General features: G+C 37.8%; 14 protein-coding genes and 2 rRNA genes (1 of these 16 running past the window's edge). 6 read left to right on the top strand and 10 right to left on the bottom strand.

Annotated elements, in window-relative coordinates; all coding sequences use genetic code 11:
• The first annotated feature begins 14 nt into the window (after positions 1-14).
• Positions 15-2,006, top strand: coding sequence for an alpha/beta hydrolase family protein (locus tag ACT5E3_RS09430; protein WP_444998053.1), 1,992 nt, complete (start codon positions 15-17; stop codon positions 2,004-2,006).
• A 145-nt stretch (positions 2,007-2,151) separates the two neighbouring features.
• On the opposite strand, the gene ACT5E3_RS09425 is transcribed toward ACT5E3_RS09430, so the two are convergent.
• Genes ACT5E3_RS09425 through hutG form a run of 3 tightly spaced genes read right to left on the bottom strand, consistent with a single transcriptional unit; the run spans position 2,152 to position 4,747 of the window.
• Positions 2,152-2,658: a hypothetical protein gene (locus ACT5E3_RS09425; RefSeq protein WP_444998052.1), complete on the bottom strand. Its 507-nt coding sequence runs from the start codon at positions 2,656-2,658 to the stop codon at positions 2,152-2,154.
• A gap of 36 nt (positions 2,659-2,694) precedes the next feature.
• Positions 2,695-3,936, bottom strand: coding sequence for an HD-GYP domain-containing protein (locus ACT5E3_RS09420; protein WP_444998051.1), 1,242 nt, complete (start codon positions 3,934-3,936; stop codon positions 2,695-2,697).
• A gap of 10 nt (positions 3,937-3,946) precedes the next feature.
• On the bottom strand, positions 3,947-4,747 hold the full coding sequence (gene hutG / locus ACT5E3_RS09415) for an N-formylglutamate deformylase (RefSeq protein WP_444998050.1): 801 nt from the start codon (positions 4,745-4,747) through the stop codon (positions 3,947-3,949).
• Positions 4,748-4,883: 136 nt separating this feature from the next.
• Between hutG and hutC the strand changes: the two genes are divergently transcribed.
• Genes hutC through hutH form a run of 3 tightly spaced genes read left to right on the top strand, consistent with a single transcriptional unit; the run spans position 4,884 to position 8,870 of the window.
• Entirely contained in the window at positions 4,884-5,603 is a 720-nt protein-coding gene (hutC, locus tag ACT5E3_RS09410; protein ID WP_444998049.1) for a histidine utilization repressor, read from the top strand.
• Positions 5,604-5,633: 30 nt separating this feature from the next.
• A complete protein-coding gene (gene hutU / locus ACT5E3_RS09405; RefSeq protein ID WP_444998048.1) occupies positions 5,634-7,322 on the top strand; it encodes a urocanate hydratase in 1,689 nt (562 codons plus the stop codon).
• Between the two features lie 15 nt (positions 7,323-7,337).
• Positions 7,338-8,870, top strand: a complete 1,533-nt coding sequence (hutH, locus tag ACT5E3_RS09400; RefSeq protein ID WP_444998047.1) for a histidine ammonia-lyase — start codon at positions 7,338-7,340, stop codon at positions 8,868-8,870.
• A gap of 68 nt (positions 8,871-8,938) precedes the next feature.
• On the opposite strand, the gene ACT5E3_RS09395 is transcribed toward hutH, so the two are convergent.
• Entirely contained in the window at positions 8,939-10,255 is a 1,317-nt protein-coding gene (locus ACT5E3_RS09395) for an aspartate kinase (RefSeq protein ID WP_444998046.1), read from the bottom strand.
• 4 nt (positions 10,256-10,259) lie between these two features.
• Positions 10,260-11,267: an aspartate-semialdehyde dehydrogenase gene (locus ACT5E3_RS09390; protein ID WP_444998045.1), complete on the bottom strand. Its 1,008-nt coding sequence runs from the start codon at positions 11,265-11,267 to the stop codon at positions 10,260-10,262.
• 645 nt (positions 11,268-11,912) lie between these two features.
• Between ACT5E3_RS09390 and ACT5E3_RS09385 the strand changes: the two genes are divergently transcribed.
• Positions 11,913-12,224: a LysR family transcriptional regulator gene (locus ACT5E3_RS09385; protein ID WP_444998044.1), complete on the top strand. Its 312-nt coding sequence runs from the start codon at positions 11,913-11,915 to the stop codon at positions 12,222-12,224.
• A gap of 96 nt (positions 12,225-12,320) precedes the next feature.
• Here ACT5E3_RS09385 and ACT5E3_RS09380 read toward each other — a convergent pair whose 3' ends face one another.
• Genes ACT5E3_RS09380 through ACT5E3_RS09370 form a run of 3 tightly spaced genes read right to left on the bottom strand, consistent with a single transcriptional unit; the run spans position 12,321 to position 13,857 of the window.
• The gene (locus ACT5E3_RS09380) at positions 12,321-12,857 is read right to left on the bottom strand and encodes a SprT-like domain-containing protein (RefSeq protein ID WP_444998043.1); all 537 of its coding nucleotides are present in this window, start codon (positions 12,855-12,857) and stop codon (positions 12,321-12,323) included.
• 8 nt (positions 12,858-12,865) lie between these two features.
• Positions 12,866-13,579 (bottom strand): hypothetical protein, encoded by a 714-nt coding sequence (locus ACT5E3_RS09375; RefSeq protein WP_444998042.1) that lies wholly within the window; start codon positions 13,577-13,579, stop codon positions 12,866-12,868.
• Positions 13,576-13,857: a GIY-YIG nuclease family protein gene (locus tag ACT5E3_RS09370; protein WP_444998041.1), complete on the bottom strand. Its 282-nt coding sequence runs from the start codon at positions 13,855-13,857 to the stop codon at positions 13,576-13,578. The genes ACT5E3_RS09375 and ACT5E3_RS09370 overlap by 4 nt, the downstream gene beginning before the upstream one ends.
• A gap of 143 nt (positions 13,858-14,000) precedes the next feature.
• Here ACT5E3_RS09370 and ACT5E3_RS09365 point away from each other — a divergent pair, with 143 nt between their 5' ends.
• Positions 14,001-14,363, top strand: coding sequence for a hypothetical protein (locus tag ACT5E3_RS09365; RefSeq protein WP_444998040.1), 363 nt, complete (start codon positions 14,001-14,003; stop codon positions 14,361-14,363).
• Positions 14,364-14,645: 282 nt separating this feature from the next.
• Here ACT5E3_RS09365 and rrf read toward each other — a convergent pair.
• Positions 14,646-14,761 (bottom strand): 5S ribosomal RNA (rrf, locus tag ACT5E3_RS09360).
• Between the two features lie 165 nt (positions 14,762-14,926).
• Positions 14,927-16,295 (bottom strand): 23S ribosomal RNA (locus ACT5E3_RS09355) (it continues 1,525 nt past the right edge of the window).

The raw sequence follows: 16,295 nt of genomic DNA, 5'->3' as shown, positions 1-16,295 counted from the left end.
TTTGATAAGGAAAAATGATGAAGTTAGGTCCAATAGGATTTGTGTTTGGAGCAATAATACTACTGCTGCCGAGTTTTACAGAAGCTAAAACGTCAAAAGAGCCAATTGAACATTTTATTAAACGGTCACAATATCAAGATATTCGAATCTCACCAACAGGCAAATATTTAGCCGTTAAAGGTTATTACAAAGAAAAAAGCCAAATTACTATTCTTGATAGAAAAACATTAAAACCACTTTCATCTTTGCACTTTTCCAAACAGAAAAACCAAGAAATAGGCGATTTTGGATGGCTTAACGAAGAAAGGATTTATGCGCAAATGAATGTGAGAGTTGGCTCAATAGGCGAACCCTATGCAACAGGATACCTTTATGCATCAAACTGGGATCGAAGCAAAGTTAGATTAGTACTGCCTGCAAAAGGCCGAGGTAATCGTGGAAGAGAAAATCCGCACCCTTTTGAAATCCTTAGTAAACTTCCTGAAGATCCTGAACATATATTGATTTCCGAGCCTAAATGGGGAAAATATTCAAGCAACATTGAGATATACAAGTTGAATATTTATAACGGAACCAAGCGCAAAGTCGATACCAGCCCGTCTAAAAATGGTGGTTTATTTGCCGACGAAAAAGGCAATATACGCATTGCTGTAGAACAAACCAATTTATCAACAAAAACAAAAGTTCATTACCGTGCTGATATTGCATCTGAATGGCAAGTGCTTGCCCATTACAATAATGAGGAAGGAGGAATTACACCACTCGGTTACAGTGCTGAGAAAAATAAAATTTATGTTTACTATGATGGAAAAAGAAGAGACAAAGGCGTTTACTTGTTAACACCTAAAACAATGGAAATGTCACTCAAAATGAAAATCATCGATGACTTTGAAGTCACAGGCATGTTATTAAGCACAAAACCTAATAGTAAAGAGATAATCGGTATTTATAGAGAAGAAGAAATCCCTCGAAGCTATTTTTTGAATAGCGACTCTCTACAGGCTCAATTACACCCTGGTTTTAGTGCCACTTTTCCTGGTCAAGATGTACAAATAATTAGCCATACAAAAGATGAGAATTTAGCTATTATTTTTGTGAGTAGTGATAAAAATCCTGGCAGTTTTTATGTTTATAATCGACAGAAAAACCAAATCAACCGCTTAGCACACAGTAAACCTTGGATTGCTCCTGATAAAATGCATAGTATGCAAGCGATTCAATTTAAAGCGAGAGATGGCCTAGAAATAAAAGGTTACTTAACCATGCCTGAAGGTAAAAAAGAAAACTTACCAATGGTTGTTTTAGTACATGGAGGTCCCTATGGCATCAGAGACTATTGGGGATTTGACCCAGAAGTTCAGTTTTTAGCCAGTAGAGGTTATGCCGTCTTGCAAGTTAATTACCGAGGCTCAGGCGGGCGGGGTAATGATTTTCACTTTTCCCATTATCGGAAAATGGGCGCTGAAATGCAAAATGACTTAACTGATGGGACTTTGTGGGCAATCAAGCAAGGCATCGCCGATAAAAACCGAATTTGTATATATGGCGCAAGTTATGGCGGATATGCTTCATTAATGGGGGTTACAAAAGAACCTGATTTATACCAATGTGCTATTGGTTATGCTGGAGTTTATGATATTGATATTATGAAAAAAAGTGATACTTGGGATAGAGAGTCAGGACAGTTATTTTTAAATAATGCATGGGGAATTAATAGCCCTCAATTTGTAAAAGAACGCTCTCCTGTTTATCACGTTAACAAAATAAAAGCAGATTTGCTGCTAGTGCACGGCGGACAAGATAAACGCTGTCCAATTGAACATTTTGAAGCTCTGACCAACGCATTAGATAAAATTAATTATCCTTACGAGTCATTGATTGAACCCTTAGAAGTTCATGGTTTTGTGAAACCAGAAAACCGTGAACGGTTTTATTCTAAAATAGAGCAGTTCCTGGATAAACATATTGGACCAAAAAGCTTAGAAACCAATAAAAAAATACAATAAATAATTTTAACAGTTGTAATCATTTTGTGAGGAAAAGCAATGAACTTTTCCTCTCATTAAAAATTATCACACTTTAAATTTAGGTATAAAAAAACCTTCAATCAAACCATATTGAAAAAAACAATTCTGCTTTTGATTACTTATGCTAAGGATTAAACCGTTTGTTTAATTGAAACACCACCATAAACCAAGCCAAACCAACGGCCATTTTTTTATCCGAATGAATATCAACTAACTCTTCCCGCCACCGATTTATTTCATAAATATCTTGTTCAAAACGGTTAAAAAGCTCACCAACTAACTCCTGCTTTTGGCACTCTAGTGGCATCCACTTATTTTCAAAAACAAAAGCAATCGCTTCTTCTTCTTGTGGAAATTTATCTCCCAAATCACGAGCTAAAATCTGCCTTGCATTTTGTGCGAATGGCATATCTAAAATATCAAACTCTTCCTCTGTTTCTTCATATTGCTGATGAGTTGCTTTAATTTTATCGCCGTATTTATCTTCCATTTGTTTAATAACTAACCGCTCTTTTTCTGACAAGCGTGCTATATCCCCACCACAATCTTTCAAACTCTGAGAGAGTTGAGCAAAAACCTGTTTATCTTCATCCGACAACTGTTCCAACATTTGAGCTAGAATTTGACTCATCTTATAGACCTTTTAAAAACTGGTTAAAACTTGAACTTATTCAGCAAACTGAACTTGGAGACCTTTTTCTGCATATTGTTGCAGATCAATCCCAAATGCCATATTTTCATAGGCGCGGATGATTTTATAGGGTTTTGATTCAGGATCAAGCACCAATTGAGTCATATCAATCATGCGTTCTTGCCGTGGCTGTTTGTACTCATTTAATACCAATAGTACCTTAGGCTTTAATTTATGCTCTTTGTGCGCTTTAATCACAATGCCCACTTCGCCATTTTCCATTTCTACAATACAACCAGGAGGATAAATACTTCGCCACTTAATAAACTTTAATATCAGTGCTTCATCAAAATGTGTGTTTTTACCTGCCATTAATATCTTATAGGCATCCATCACAGACATACCTTTCCGGTATGTCTGGTGGCTTGTTAATGAATCAAATACTTCAATAATACTAACAATACGCACATTGGTAGAGATTTGATCGCCTTTAAGACCTCTAGGATAGCCCTGCCCACTCAAACGCTCATGATGAGAATAAGCAACATCAATACAGGATGGTGTTAACCCCGACTTAGCAGAGAGGATTTCAAAACCATATTGAGTATGCTTACTCACCTCTGCTTTTTCATTTTGATTGAGTTTACCTTTTTTTAAAATGATTTTCTGATCTACTTTGACCTGACCAATATCATGAAATAAAGCGGCCATACCAATATCTTCTAGCTGAGCTTCGGAAAAACCAAGTGATTTGGCAAAACCTATCGACAAAATACTAACATTAAAACTATGCTCTGCAACGCTTTCATTTTTACTTTTCAACATAGTCATCATCAGCATTGCTTCTTGATTTTGTAATACACTTTTTACATTTTCTTTAACTGATTCTCTAACACCGTGAATTTCAAAATCTTCACCCAGCATTATTTTATCCATTACAGACTTAACAATCTTGCTTGTTTTTTTCCTTCTGTCTAGGGCAGGTTTCAGCTTTTCTCTTAAGTTATAGTTACGCTCACTCAAAGAGCTTTTCATTTTTAGTCGATAAGTGGAAGATTTGGAAGTTTCTAATTTATGCCTTTGAAAATCTTCATCCGTTTTAAAGTCAACATAAACAAATTTACACTGACTTTTGACCAAATCAATATCTTCTTGTCCTTCAACAGTAAATCCTTGTAATAAAAATGAAGATTCACTCCAATCACAATCAAGCTCCGATACAAACATACCGGGCTCAAGATCTTCGCTATATACTTTTACGCGTTTTAAATGCTGCATACTCTAAAGTTTAGACACTTTCTGAACGTTGTAGGCAAAGAATTTTCAATCTTTCAAACAAGCCTTTTATTTCATTGATAACTTTTTCTGCTTTTTCATTATCATAGGTTAAATATTGTTCATTCATATAGGTAGCTTGAGATAGCTCAAGCTGTAAACTGTCTATGTTATTCGAAGGATTACCATAATGCCGCGTAATATAACCACCTTTAAATCTAGCATTGAATACTTTGCTGTAATTTACTGGTTGCCATTGCTTAATCAACTCAGTTAGCTGCAAACAACTACTTGTTTCATCATTGTTACCGAAGTTAAAGTCAGGTAATTGACCAGAAAAAAAGCGCGGTACTATCGAACGAATGGAGTGTGCCTCAAATAGTAAAGCATAGCCATATTGACTTTTGATTGCCATAAGCGAACGAGCAAGTTGTTCATGATAAGGACGCCAATACTTTTCTATTCGTTGAGAAATATCGATTTGGGTTGGTGATTTGCCCGTTTGATAAATAGGCTGTAAATCAAACTGCGTAGTTGGACACAATTCAGTTGTATTCGCGCCAGGATAGAGCGAAACATCATCATCTGAACGATTTAAATCAATAACATAACGAGAGAAAAATGGCTTTATCAGGCTGCAACCGAATTGAATCGTAAACTGATAAACCTTATCCATATACCAATCGGTATCTACAGAAGCCAGGGCAGATTGATTCATATTAACAGCGATATCATCAGGTATAACAGAACCATTATGCGGCATTGATACTAATATTGGTAGCTTACCTTCAATCAATTCAAATATCTTGCTCATACTATTCCTCTGCGAACCCAATTTCACAATAGTCAATTGAGTTATAATTATCAATTTTAACTGCTTGATTTTACAAGTTTGATAATTCTGCCAAATTTAACTTGTATATACAACCTAACAATGGAATAATTAATTTATGAAATCAAAAGATAAACGCTATACACAAGTTAAGAACTACCTACTTGAAGGCATCAGTCAACAACTATGGACCGCCGGCGAACGCGTTCCTTCCGAAAATGAACTGGTTGATCTCTGCAAAGTTAGTAGAATGACTGCGCGTAGGGCTTTACAAGAGCTATATTCAGAAGGCACTTTAGTCAGAATTCAAGGTAAAGGAAGCTTTGTAGCTAAAGAAAAACAACAATCATCACTGCTGCAAATTCGCAGTATTTCAGCTGAAATTAAAGAACAAGGCTTCGAACATCATTCACAGCTACTATTATGTGAATTACAAAATGCAGATACTTCAATAGCGAGTGTACTCAATATTGAAGCCGATCAGCTTTGTGCACATTCGCAACTGCTCCATTTTCAGAATCAAACACCAATACAACTTGAATACCGCTGGGTTAACACCGCAATTATTCCAGATTATGTAAAGCAAGATTATTCAAAAATCACTCCCAGTGAATACTTATCTTCGGTTGCCCCAGTTACCGAAGCCGAGCATAAAGTAGAAGCAATTATTGGTGATGAAAATATTAGAAAGATCCTAGATTTAAAAGAAGACGAAGCCATTTTATTGCTTCAGAGAAAAACCTGGTGCAATGGCCAATTGGTTAGCTATGCCAGACTTTATCATCCCGGTAATAGTTATAGCTTGGGCACCAAATTTAGTACCGTAAATAGCGATTAAACACATATAGATTCATGCAGGAGAAACCGTATGACCCATTCAAGATCGGATGCTAGCCGCTCAATTAAAGCTGCTCAAGGCACACAATTAAGTGCTAAATCATGGCTAACAGAAGCCCCATTAAGAATGTTAATGAATAATTTAGATCCTGAAGTAGCAGAAAACCCAAACGAATTAGTGGTATACGGTGGTATTGGTCGAGCAGCTAGAAATTGGCAATGTTATGATGAAATCGTTAAACAGCTCAAACAACTTGAAGATAATGAAACTTTGCTGGTTCAATCAGGCAAACCGGTTGGCGTTTTTAAAACGCATAAAGATGCACCTCGCGTGCTAATTGCCAACTCAAATTTGGTTCCCCAGTGGGCTAACTGGGATCACTTTAATGAACTCGATAAAAAAGGCTTAATGATGTATGGCCAGATGACTGCTGGCTCTTGGATTTACATTGGCAGTCAAGGTATTGTACAAGGAACCTATGAAACTTTTGTTGAAGCTGGACGACAGCACTTTAATGGTAACACACAAGGAAAGTGGATTTTGACAGGCGGTTTAGGAGGAATGGGAGGAGCACAACCCCTGGCTGCTACTATGGCTGGCTATTGCATGATAGCCGTTGAATGTGATGAAACACGGATCGATTTCCGTTTAAAAACCGGCTATGTTGACAAAAAAGCTCATACTGTTGAAGAAGCTATGAGCCTGCTTAGCCAGGCACTAAAGACTAACCAAGCTATCTCAATCGGCTTACTTGGTAACGCTGCCGACATATTTCCTCAGCTTTACCAACAAGGTATTCGACCTGACTTAGTCACCGATCAAACTTCTGCCCACGATCCTGTTAATGGATATTTACCTATTGGCTGGACAGTTGCTCAATGGCGAGAAAAAGCAAAAAGTGATCCACAACAAGTTGCCAAAGAAGCGCGCCAATCAATGGCTGTGCAAGTAAAAGCCATGCTGGACTTTTTTAATGAGGGCATCCCTACTGTTGATTACGGCAATAATATACGTCAAGAAGCATATAATGAAGGGGTAACTAATGCCTTTGACTTTCCAGGGTTTGTTCCAGCCTACATTCGCCCACTTTTTTGCCGTGGTATTGGTCCATTCCGCTGGGCTGCACTTTCAGGCGACCCTGAAGATATTTATAAAACCGATCAAAAAGTAAAAGAAATTATTCATGATGATCCTCACCTTCACCAGTGGTTAGATATGGCAAAAGAGCGGATTAGTTTTCAAGGCCTACCAGCACGTATTTGCTGGGTTGGTTTGGGGTTACGACACAAGCTTGGTTTAGCTTTTAATGAAATGGTTAAAAATGGTGAGTTAAAAGCACCTGTAGTCATAGGCCGAGACCACTTAGACTCAGGCTCTGTAGCTAGCCCTAATAGAGAAACAGAAAGCATGATGGACGGTTCTGATGCAGTATCTGACTGGCCTCTTTTAAACGCAATGTTAAATGTTGCTAGTGGTGCAACTTGGGTTTCTCTACATCATGGTGGTGGGGTTGGTATGGGTTACTCTCAACACTCAGGTATTGTTATTTGCTGTGATGGCACAGACGAAGCCGCCGCTAGAATTGAACGCGTACTATGGAACGATCCTGCAACAGGTGTTATGCGCCATGCCGATGCTGGTTATGATATCGCCAAGCAATGCGCCAAAGAAAATGAACTCAACTTACCAATGATCGATCAAATGACACATCAAGACTAATTAACGGAGATAATCATGAATTCATTTCTAATAAAACCAGGACAACTCAGCCTGAATGATTGTCGCTTTATTTTTGAAAATAAAGTCCAGCTCGAACTGGATCCAAGTTGTTTTGATAACATCAATCGCTCGGCCGAAACAGTTCAACAAGTCATTGATGAAAAGCGCACCGTTTATGGTATTAATACGGGATTTGGCCTGCTCGCTTCTACCAGTATACCCGATGATAAATTACAACTTTTACAAGAAAGCCTAGTATTGTCACATGCTGCCGGTATTGGTGAAGCTCTCGATGAAAACATTGTGCGACTGCTCATTGCTTTAAAAGTTAGTAGCCTGGCACAAGGCTATTCAGGTATACGCTTGAATATTATTCAAACATTACTCCAATTAGTTAATTCAGGCGTTTACCCAGTCATTCCTGAAAAAGGTTCTGTTGGTGCTTCTGGTGACTTAGCCCCATTAGCTCATATGAGTTGCATGCTAATAGGCATCGGAGAGGTATTTTTTAATGGTGAAAAGGTTAGTGCCGAACAAGCACTGCAATCTGTGAACATAAAAAAGCAAATATTAGCAGCGAAAGAAGGATTAGCGCTTCTTAACGGTACTCAAGCTTCAACAGCAATCGCATTAGCAGGTCTATTTAAAGCAGAGAATTGTTTTGCCTCTGCAATTGTTGCTGGTTGCCTTTCTGTTGATGCAGCACTCGGCAGCATTGCTCCTTTCGACTCAAGAATTCATCAAGTTAGGGGCCACCAAGGGCAAATACAAACAGCAGCCGCTTATGAAGATTTTTTAAAAGACAGCGATTTATTAAAATCACATGCCGAATGTGAAAAAGTTCAAGATCCATACTCTCTTCGTTGTCAGCCTCAAGTTATGGGGGCAATCTTAGATCAAATACGCTTTCAAGCAAGTGTACTACTTACAGAAGCTAATGCCGTGTCAGATAACCCTCTCGTTTTTTCCGATGAAGGTGATATTATTTCTGGTGGTAATTTTCATGCTGAACCGGTAGCGATAGCAGCAGATGCGCTTGCCATTGCGGCAGCTGAAATCGGTGCTATTAGTGAAAGACGTATTGCTCTATTACTCGATAAACACCTTAGCCAGCTACCACCATTTTTGGTTAATGATAGTGGTGTTAACTCTGGCTTTATGATTGCCCAAGTCACCGCTGCTGCGTTAGCTAGCGAGAACAAAACATTAGCTCACCCTGCTTCAGTCGATAGTTTACCAACCTCCGCTAATCAGGAAGATCATGTTAGTATGGCTACATTTGCAGCCCGAAAACTGGTTGAATTAGTTGATAATTTGTCAGGTATCATCGCTGTTGAAATGCTATGTGCAGCCCAAGGAGTTGAACTTCGTCAACCAATAAAATCCTCATCTAAAGGCGAACAAGCTATTTCAATTATTCGAACTAAAGCCGATTTTTACGAAAAAGATCGCTACATGGCGAGTGATATTGAAGGAATACAAAGCTTAATTTTAGCGGGCAAATTTAATCATTTCGCAGAATTGACAAAACTACCTTCTATTAGTTAACTGGTTAACCAATAGGCACAAGACTGACTTAAAACAAAAGTTGGTCTTGTACCAACATAAAATATTGGCTAGGTATTAAATAAACCTTTATGTAAAGCGTTGAGAGCTTTTACTTTAAGATCTTCAGATATCAATAAAGTAATGTTATGGGCACTTCCACCATAAGAGATCATACGAATCGGAATATCTTTTAATGAGCTGATAACCTGAGATGCAACGCCAGAACTTTCCATAACAAACTCACCAACAACACAGATAATAGACATATTTTTATCCACTTCAACATGACTAAACTCCGCTAAAGATTGAGTAATTAAATCTAAATAGCTTGTGTCGTCTATGGTTAAAGAAACGGCTACTTCGGAAGTAGTAATTGCATCAATGGATGTTTTGTGACTTTCAAAAACCTCAAAAACTCTACGCAAAAAACCAGGCGCTTGAAGCATTTCACTCGACTTAATTTTAATCGCTGTAATACCATCTTTTGCAGCAACAGCTTTAATTCTTGCTTGGGTGCTGACAGACGAAATAATGGTTCCTTGTGCAGTTGGCTCCAATGTATTTAATAATTTAACAGGTATATTTTTTTTACGCGCAGGCTTTATACTGCTTGGATGTAGTATTTTTGCACCAAAATAAGCCAACTCCGCAGCTTCGTCAAATGACAACTCTCTAATTGGCCGTGTATTTTCGATAAACCTGGGATCATTATTATGCATACCATCAATATCAGTCCAAATCTGAACCTCTTCGCAACCTATGGCAGCCGCAAATAAAGAAGCTGAATAATCACTTCCGCCCCGCTGCAAATTTGAAACTTCTCCACTAGCGTTTCGACAAATAAATCCTTGAGTAACAAATATTTGAGTCTGCGAATTTTGTTTAAGTAATGTGCTTAAAGCGGTTTCAAGGTATTCTTCATCAGGCGCACCATCATCATTTAGCCTTAAGAAATCAAGTGCAGATAGCAAACTGACTTTTACATCTTGTTCAATTAAAAAAAGATAGAAAAGCTGGGTCGATATAATCTCGCCTTTTGCGAGTAATTCAAACTCGCTAATCGCTTTAAAAGGACGACCAATTATTTCTCTGATCTCAGTTAATTGCTGCTTAATAAATTTAGCGGCTGTTAGCTTATTTTCATCAGACGAAAATAATTGATTAGCATATTGTTCATAATGAACCATTAGCTGCTCAACAATCTGGCTGGCTAACTCTCTTTTTTCTTGTTTAAGAAAATTAACAATTTTAACCAAAGAATCCGTTGTACCAGCAACAGCAGATAATACAACAACAACCCTACCCTGTTGATTGACAATTTCAGCAACATTTTGCATCCTGCAAGCATCACCCAGTGACGTACCACCAAACTTTAATACACGCATTTAGTTACTCTTTATCAGTCAAAATTTCAGCAATTTGAACAGCATTTAAAGCCGCCCCTTTCCATAACTGATCAGCAACAACCCACAGCGCTAAACCATTTTCGCAGGAAATATCATTACGAATTCGGCCAACATAGGTGTCCATTGTTTCGCTCACATCAATAGGCGTTGGGTAACCACCATTGTCTCGTTTATCGATCACTTTAATATTATTAGCAGACTCTAACAGCTCTCGAGCTTTTGTTTCACCAATAAATGACTCAGTTTCAATATTTATAGCTTCTGAATGCGCTCTTATTACCGGAACTCTTACACAATTTGCAGCAATTTTAATCTCACTGTCTCCCATAATCTTCCAAGTTTCATCCACCATTTTCATTTCTTCTTTGGTGTAACCATTCTCCTGAAAAACATCAATATGCGGAATAACGTTAAAAGCAATTTGTTTTGTAAATTTATCAATATTAACTGTTTCATTGCTTAATGCAGCACTCAATTGCTCTTTTAATTCAGCAATTCCCTCTTGGCCAGCACCAGAAACAGCTTGGTAAGTAGAAACAACAATACGTTTAATTCTGGAATATTGATGAAGTGGGTTTAAAGCGACAACCATTTGTATAGTTGAGCAATTTGGATTGGCAATAATTCCATTATGTTGTCTTGCTGCTTGCGGGTTAACTTCTGGTACAACCAGCGGTACATCAGGATCTAAGCGAAAAGCACTACTATTATCAATTACAACAGCACCAGCTTCTGCTGCTAATGGCGCAAACTCTTTACTATGAGTTCCGCTTGTTGCAAAAAATACAAAATCCTGCCCTTTAAATTTATCAGGAGAAAAAACTTCAACAGCTAAATCTCCCAAATCTGAACTAATGGTCTTACCAGCAGATCTTTCTGAAGCAAGTAACGTCAACTTAGCAAGTGGAAACTTTCTTAAACTAAGCACTCGAATTAATTCTTGTCCAACAGCACCTGTGGCACCAACTATTGCAACATTATACTTCTTCATTTCTCTAAACCTTTAATTTTTTAAGAGATTTCTAACTCAATTGAAGTCAAAGCAAAACTTATCTCGACTTATAAACTTATTTACTCAACATCAATGTAGGTTAATTTTAATACTAAAAACAACCGCTAGGGCGGCAAGCATATATGATTTTTAACCAATAACTACATAATTTTTTGTTATGCTTAATGCTATTTATTTTCTATTAATAATTTTCACTACTTGACGCCTCGAAAATCCCATGATATAAAAGTTGTCATTAAAAGGTTAATGCCTTTAGATAAGTAGTCAATTTTTTGAATTCATATCAATAGCTTTTATCAAACTGATATGAAAAAGTTTTAAGTAAGGGTAACCCCCAACATTAACTAAGTTATATTTTATCAGAATTACATAATAAATGACCACAATACTAACCACATACAAACGCATCAATACAGTCACAACTATTAAGCCTGTGATTATGTTCGCATGTGCCTGGTTAGTCTCTATGTTTAAGCACATGCTCTTTACCAAAAAACATAGAGAACGAGTGGTGACCTGACCCAGTCAGCAAGTATTTTAAAACGCCACTCAGTTACCAACTCAGTGGCGTTTTTTTTACCTTTGAAAAACTTAAATTTAACATTTACTACAAGGAAACAAAAAATGAAACTACAACAACTCAGATTTATATTAGCAATAGCTGACAGCGGCTTAAATATAACTCAAGCTTCAGAACGTTTATACACTTCACAACCAGGGGTTAGTAAACAACTTAGATTACTTGAAGAAGAGCTAGGTATTCAGATATTTGCACGTAACGGCAAGAATCTTATTGGTGTTACAGAACAAGGGAAAGTCATCTTAGAAAAAGCCAATGCAATTATGGAAACTATTAATGAAATTAAAGCTTTTTCTAATGAAATGAATCCGACAAGGCGCCCACTTGCTATTCAATCATTTTATGTAGCAGCATAATTTATGATTGCTTTTAAAAGAGAATTATCACTAAACATGTAAATATTGCATAAATAGTATGTTTAGTGATAAATATTTTATGTATAGTAGGAATTACTAGCGAATAAACTCTAACTGCTTTAGCTGAATTTTTCCTAATTCAAACAAATTGTATTCTTTTGCTTTAACATAAAATAATTTACCTCTAGTAGATGGTCGGCCTTTAATAAAAAAACTTTTGATGTTTTTATTTTTTCTATACCTCAAAGCAACTTTTTCAATGGTATTAGAATGATGGCAATATACCACTAGCGCCCAAGGCGCATCCGGCAAATTAAATTTTCCTGTTGCTTTTGGTATAGCACCTATTTTCTTAGCAATAGATTTCCAATTCTTTCCGTGTCCTATATCGTTATATAAATGAAAAGTAATAGCATGCGCAAATTCATGTAATAAAGTATCTAACACAGTTTGTATCGAGTTAGCCCTTACATGCTCTTTACTTAACCCAATTTCTTTAGTGATAACCTTACACACTCCAGCCCTGCGCTTAGCATTATCAAATACAATATTCCAATCTTTAAGAAAAAAGTATTCAGCTTCAAGTTTAAGTCTGGTTTCTTCAATTAATAGTTGAGCATCTTCTAAATCCATTGTTTAATTCACCGCCTATAGCTAACGTACCAGAGAAATAAGCCAGTTAATGATGTAACTACCGCTAAAAATGAAAATAACCTCAGAACCCAGTGGCCAAAATTATCTCTTGTTTCATAATCCATCACATGCAACATCCACATAAAATCAAATACTCTCCACTTATTAGTCCTCATACTCATAATTTCACCACTATAACCATCGACATAAAGGTGCAAATTATCTTTACCATCAAAAATAACTTGATAAACAGGTAATCTTTTTCCTCTATATTCATGTGTTTCATTGACATTAGTTATCCAATTAATCTCAACAGGAGATCCAGCATTTTTTACAATTGTTTGAGAATATTCTTTTATTTCTGACAGAGTCATTTTTTCAAGTTTATCTTTTAATAAAGCATCAATCCATAATATATTTCCAGTATCAAACTCCACTTTATACAAAAGCTTTTGGATAAAAGTTGTCAAATTAACCTGCTTTATATCCTTTAAATTAAAATGATGTGAAGAGAGATAACTATTTAATTCTTCTAATGTCATAACGCCTTCTATTCGACTCCAGTCAAACTTAACAGGCATAGATTTCAAATGGCTACCATGAATTTCGCTAATAGGAAAAAGTGTAAAATAAAACCCACCAACAGACCAAAAGAGTAATTGCACGCCTACAATAAGTGCAATATAACGATGCGCTTTTCTTAGCAAGAGTCTGTTATTCATATTTTTAAATACTTTTTTATTTTATTATTTGGAGAGTCAACTAAATTAAGTTTTTCGGTTCTTTTGTATTTTTTTATTTCTGCTTCTAATTTACAGGCTTCAGATCTAGATTTAACTTCGGTTAAATAAACAGCTTCTTTTGGCTTTGATATATTAAAAAATTTAGCACCTTTTTTAGCTGTAAAATGCTCATTGAACCTTCTAATAAAATCAGTTGTAATACCTGTGTATAATTTCTCATTTTCTGCTTTGATAATGTAAACATACCAACAACTCATTTTAAATTATACTCACAAAATAATTTTTTAGATAAGAAGATGGATTGTTACATAGACAAAGCTTTGCCTCAACAAAGCAGCATAGTATTTACTTAGCTAATCTTTTATAATTCTATTTTTTCAGCAACTTTCCGAGAAACAACATGAACCAACAAATGCCAGACATTCAGCTAGATGCTTCAACTTTAGTTAAAGAAGAAGTTTTTACCGATCAAAAAATTGGTAGTATAAGAGTATTAACACCTGTACTTGTGAGCGGTGACTTAGACACTAGCCGCGATACCACTTATTTTGGGCAGACCCAAGTGATGACTGCGGGTGGAGCACTTCCTCTAAATTTTGAGCTAAAAGTAAATTCCTTAGAAGAAGCTTTAGCTGGTTTTGGGGATGCGGCTAAAGAAAGCATGGAGCAAACCATGAAAGAAATACAAGAATATCAAAGGGAACAAGCCTCAAAAATTGTTGTTCCAGGACAAAGTGAATCACCAAAAATACAAATCCCTTAAAAACCCCTTTAAAACTTAGTGTTGCACTCTATCCAGCACTAAGTTATCAGCACTAATAAATGCCTATCTATATTTGACATAATTAGTCGATTTAAAATAAATAAAACTTCAATTAAAAATCTTTTCGAAATAAGCACTATCAACTTAGTACTTCCCCTATAACGCCTTTCATTAAAGAGTTAACAATCGTCATTAAAGGAAACAACGAGTATAAAAAGATAAACCCATTCTAACTCGCATAAAAAAAGGCCCAATCTTTCGATTGGGCCTCTTCAAATAAGCGCCTGGCGTTGACCTACTTTCACATGGGGAAACCCCACACTATCATCGGCGCTGAACGTTTTCACTTCTGAGTTCGAGATGGGATCAGGTGGTTCCCGTTCGCTAATATCACCAGGCAAAACTGTTACTCAAGCCTCTCAGCTTAAGCTGTTAGTTCTGCAACTAACCAAATTGTTACAATCTTAATAAAAACAAGTACAAGCTAGGTTTTCTTCAACAACACTATTCGTAAAATGACAATTCACTCTATAATCACACCAAACAAACCGCTTGGGTGTTATATGGTCAAGCCTCTCGGATCATTAGTACAAGTTAGCTCAATGCCTCACAGCACTTACACACCTTGCCTATCAACGTCGTAGTCTTCAACGTTCCTTATGAGAGCTTAAAGCTCTAGGGAAATCTTATCTTGGAGGGGGCTTCCCGCTTAGATGCTTTCAGCGGTTATCCTGTCCGAACATAGCTACCGGGCAATGCCACTGGCGTGACAACCCGAACACCAGAGGTTCGTCCACTTCGGTCCTCTCGTACTAGAAGCAGCTCTCCTCAAATTTCCAACGCCCACGGCAGATAGGGACCGAACTGTCTCACGACGTTCTAAACCCAGCTCGCGTACCACTTTAAATGGCGAACAGCCATACCCTTGGGACCGGCTACAGCCCCAGGATGTGATGAGCCGACATCGAGGTGCCAAACACCGCCGTCGATATGAACTCTTGGGCGGTATCAGCCTGTTATCCCCGGAGTACCTTTTATCCGTTGAGCGATGGCCCTTCCATACAGAACCACCGGATCACTATGACCTGCTTTCGCACCTGCTCGACGTGTCTGTCTCGCAGTCAAGCACCCTTATACCATTGCACTAAACTCCCGATTTCCGACCGGGATTAGGGTACCTTCGTGCTCCTCCGTTACTCTTTGGGAGGAGACCGCCCCAGTCAAACTACCCACCACACACTGTCCGCGACCCAGATAATGGGTCTGCGTTAGAACTCAAAACATACCAGGCTGGTATTTCAAGGTTGGCTCCACGATGACTGGCGTCACCGCTTCAAAGCCTCCCAGCTATCCTACACAAGCAGGTTCTAAGTCCAGTGTGAAGCTATAGTAAAGGTTCACGGGGTCTTTCCGTCTAGCCGCGGGTATACGGCATCTTCACCGCAATTTCAATTTCACTGAGTCTCGGGTGGAGACAGTATGGCCATCGTTACGCCATTCGTGCAGGTCGGAACTTACCCGACAAGGAATTTCGCTACCTTAGGACCGTTATAGTTACGGCCGCCGTTTACCGGGGCTTCGATCAAGAGCTTCTCCGAAGATAACCCCATCAATTAACCTTCCGGCACCGGGCAGGCGTCACACCCTATACGTCCACTTTCGTGTTTGCAGAGTGCTATGTTTTTAATAAACAGTCGCAGCCATCTGGTTTCTTAGACCACCAACAGCTTAGAGAGCAAGTCTCATCACCGTCAGCGGTGTACCTTCTCCCGAAGTTACGGTACCATTTTGCCTAGTTCCTTCACCCGAGTTCTCTCAAGCGCCTTGGTATTCTCTACCTACCCACCTGTGTCGGTTTGGGGTACGGTCTCACATTACCTGAAGCTTAGAAGTTTTTCCTGGAAGCAGGGCATCAATCACTTCCGAACCTTG

The sequence above is a fragment of the Aliikangiella litoralis genome (genome assembly GCF_052495765.1).
This window is presented reverse-complemented; position numbering and strand designations above follow the sequence as displayed.

Bases quoted from the DNA above. Each gene is read 5' to 3' on its own strand.
- hutC (WP_444998049.1), top strand. From the start codon at position 4,884: ATGAAATCAAAAGATAAACGCTATACACAAGTTAAGAACTACCTACTT.
- ACT5E3_RS09385 (WP_444998044.1), top strand. From the start codon at position 11,913: ATGAAACTACAACAACTCAGATTTATATTAGCAATAGCTGACAGCGGC.
- ACT5E3_RS09420 (WP_444998051.1), bottom strand. From the start codon at position 3,936: ATGCAGCATTTAAAACGCGTAAAAGTATATAGCGAAGATCTTGAGCCC.
- ACT5E3_RS09370 (WP_444998041.1), bottom strand. From the start codon at position 13,857: ATGAGTTGTTGGTATGTTTACATTATCAAAGCAGAAAATGAGAAATTA.
- ACT5E3_RS09430 (WP_444998053.1), top strand. From the start codon at position 15: ATGATGAAGTTAGGTCCAATAGGATTTGTGTTTGGAGCAATAATACTA.
- ACT5E3_RS09425 (WP_444998052.1), bottom strand. From the start codon at position 2,658: ATGAGTCAAATTCTAGCTCAAATGTTGGAACAGTTGTCGGATGAAGAT.
- ACT5E3_RS09365 (WP_444998040.1), top strand. From the start codon at position 14,001: ATGAACCAACAAATGCCAGACATTCAGCTAGATGCTTCAACTTTAGTT.
- hutU (WP_444998048.1), top strand. From the start codon at position 5,634: ATGACCCATTCAAGATCGGATGCTAGCCGCTCAATTAAAGCTGCTCAA.
- ACT5E3_RS09395 (WP_444998046.1), bottom strand. From the start codon at position 10,255: ATGCGTGTATTAAAGTTTGGTGGTACGTCACTGGGTGATGCTTGCAGG.
- hutG (WP_444998050.1), bottom strand. From the start codon at position 4,747: ATGAGCAAGATATTTGAATTGATTGAAGGTAAGCTACCAATATTAGTA.
- ACT5E3_RS09390 (WP_444998045.1), bottom strand. From the start codon at position 11,267: ATGAAGAAGTATAATGTTGCAATAGTTGGTGCCACAGGTGCTGTTGGA.
- hutH (WP_444998047.1), top strand. From the start codon at position 7,338: ATGAATTCATTTCTAATAAAACCAGGACAACTCAGCCTGAATGATTGT.
- ACT5E3_RS09380 (WP_444998043.1), bottom strand. From the start codon at position 12,857: ATGGATTTAGAAGATGCTCAACTATTAATTGAAGAAACCAGACTTAAA.
- ACT5E3_RS09375 (WP_444998042.1), bottom strand. From the start codon at position 13,579: ATGAATAACAGACTCTTGCTAAGAAAAGCGCATCGTTATATTGCACTT.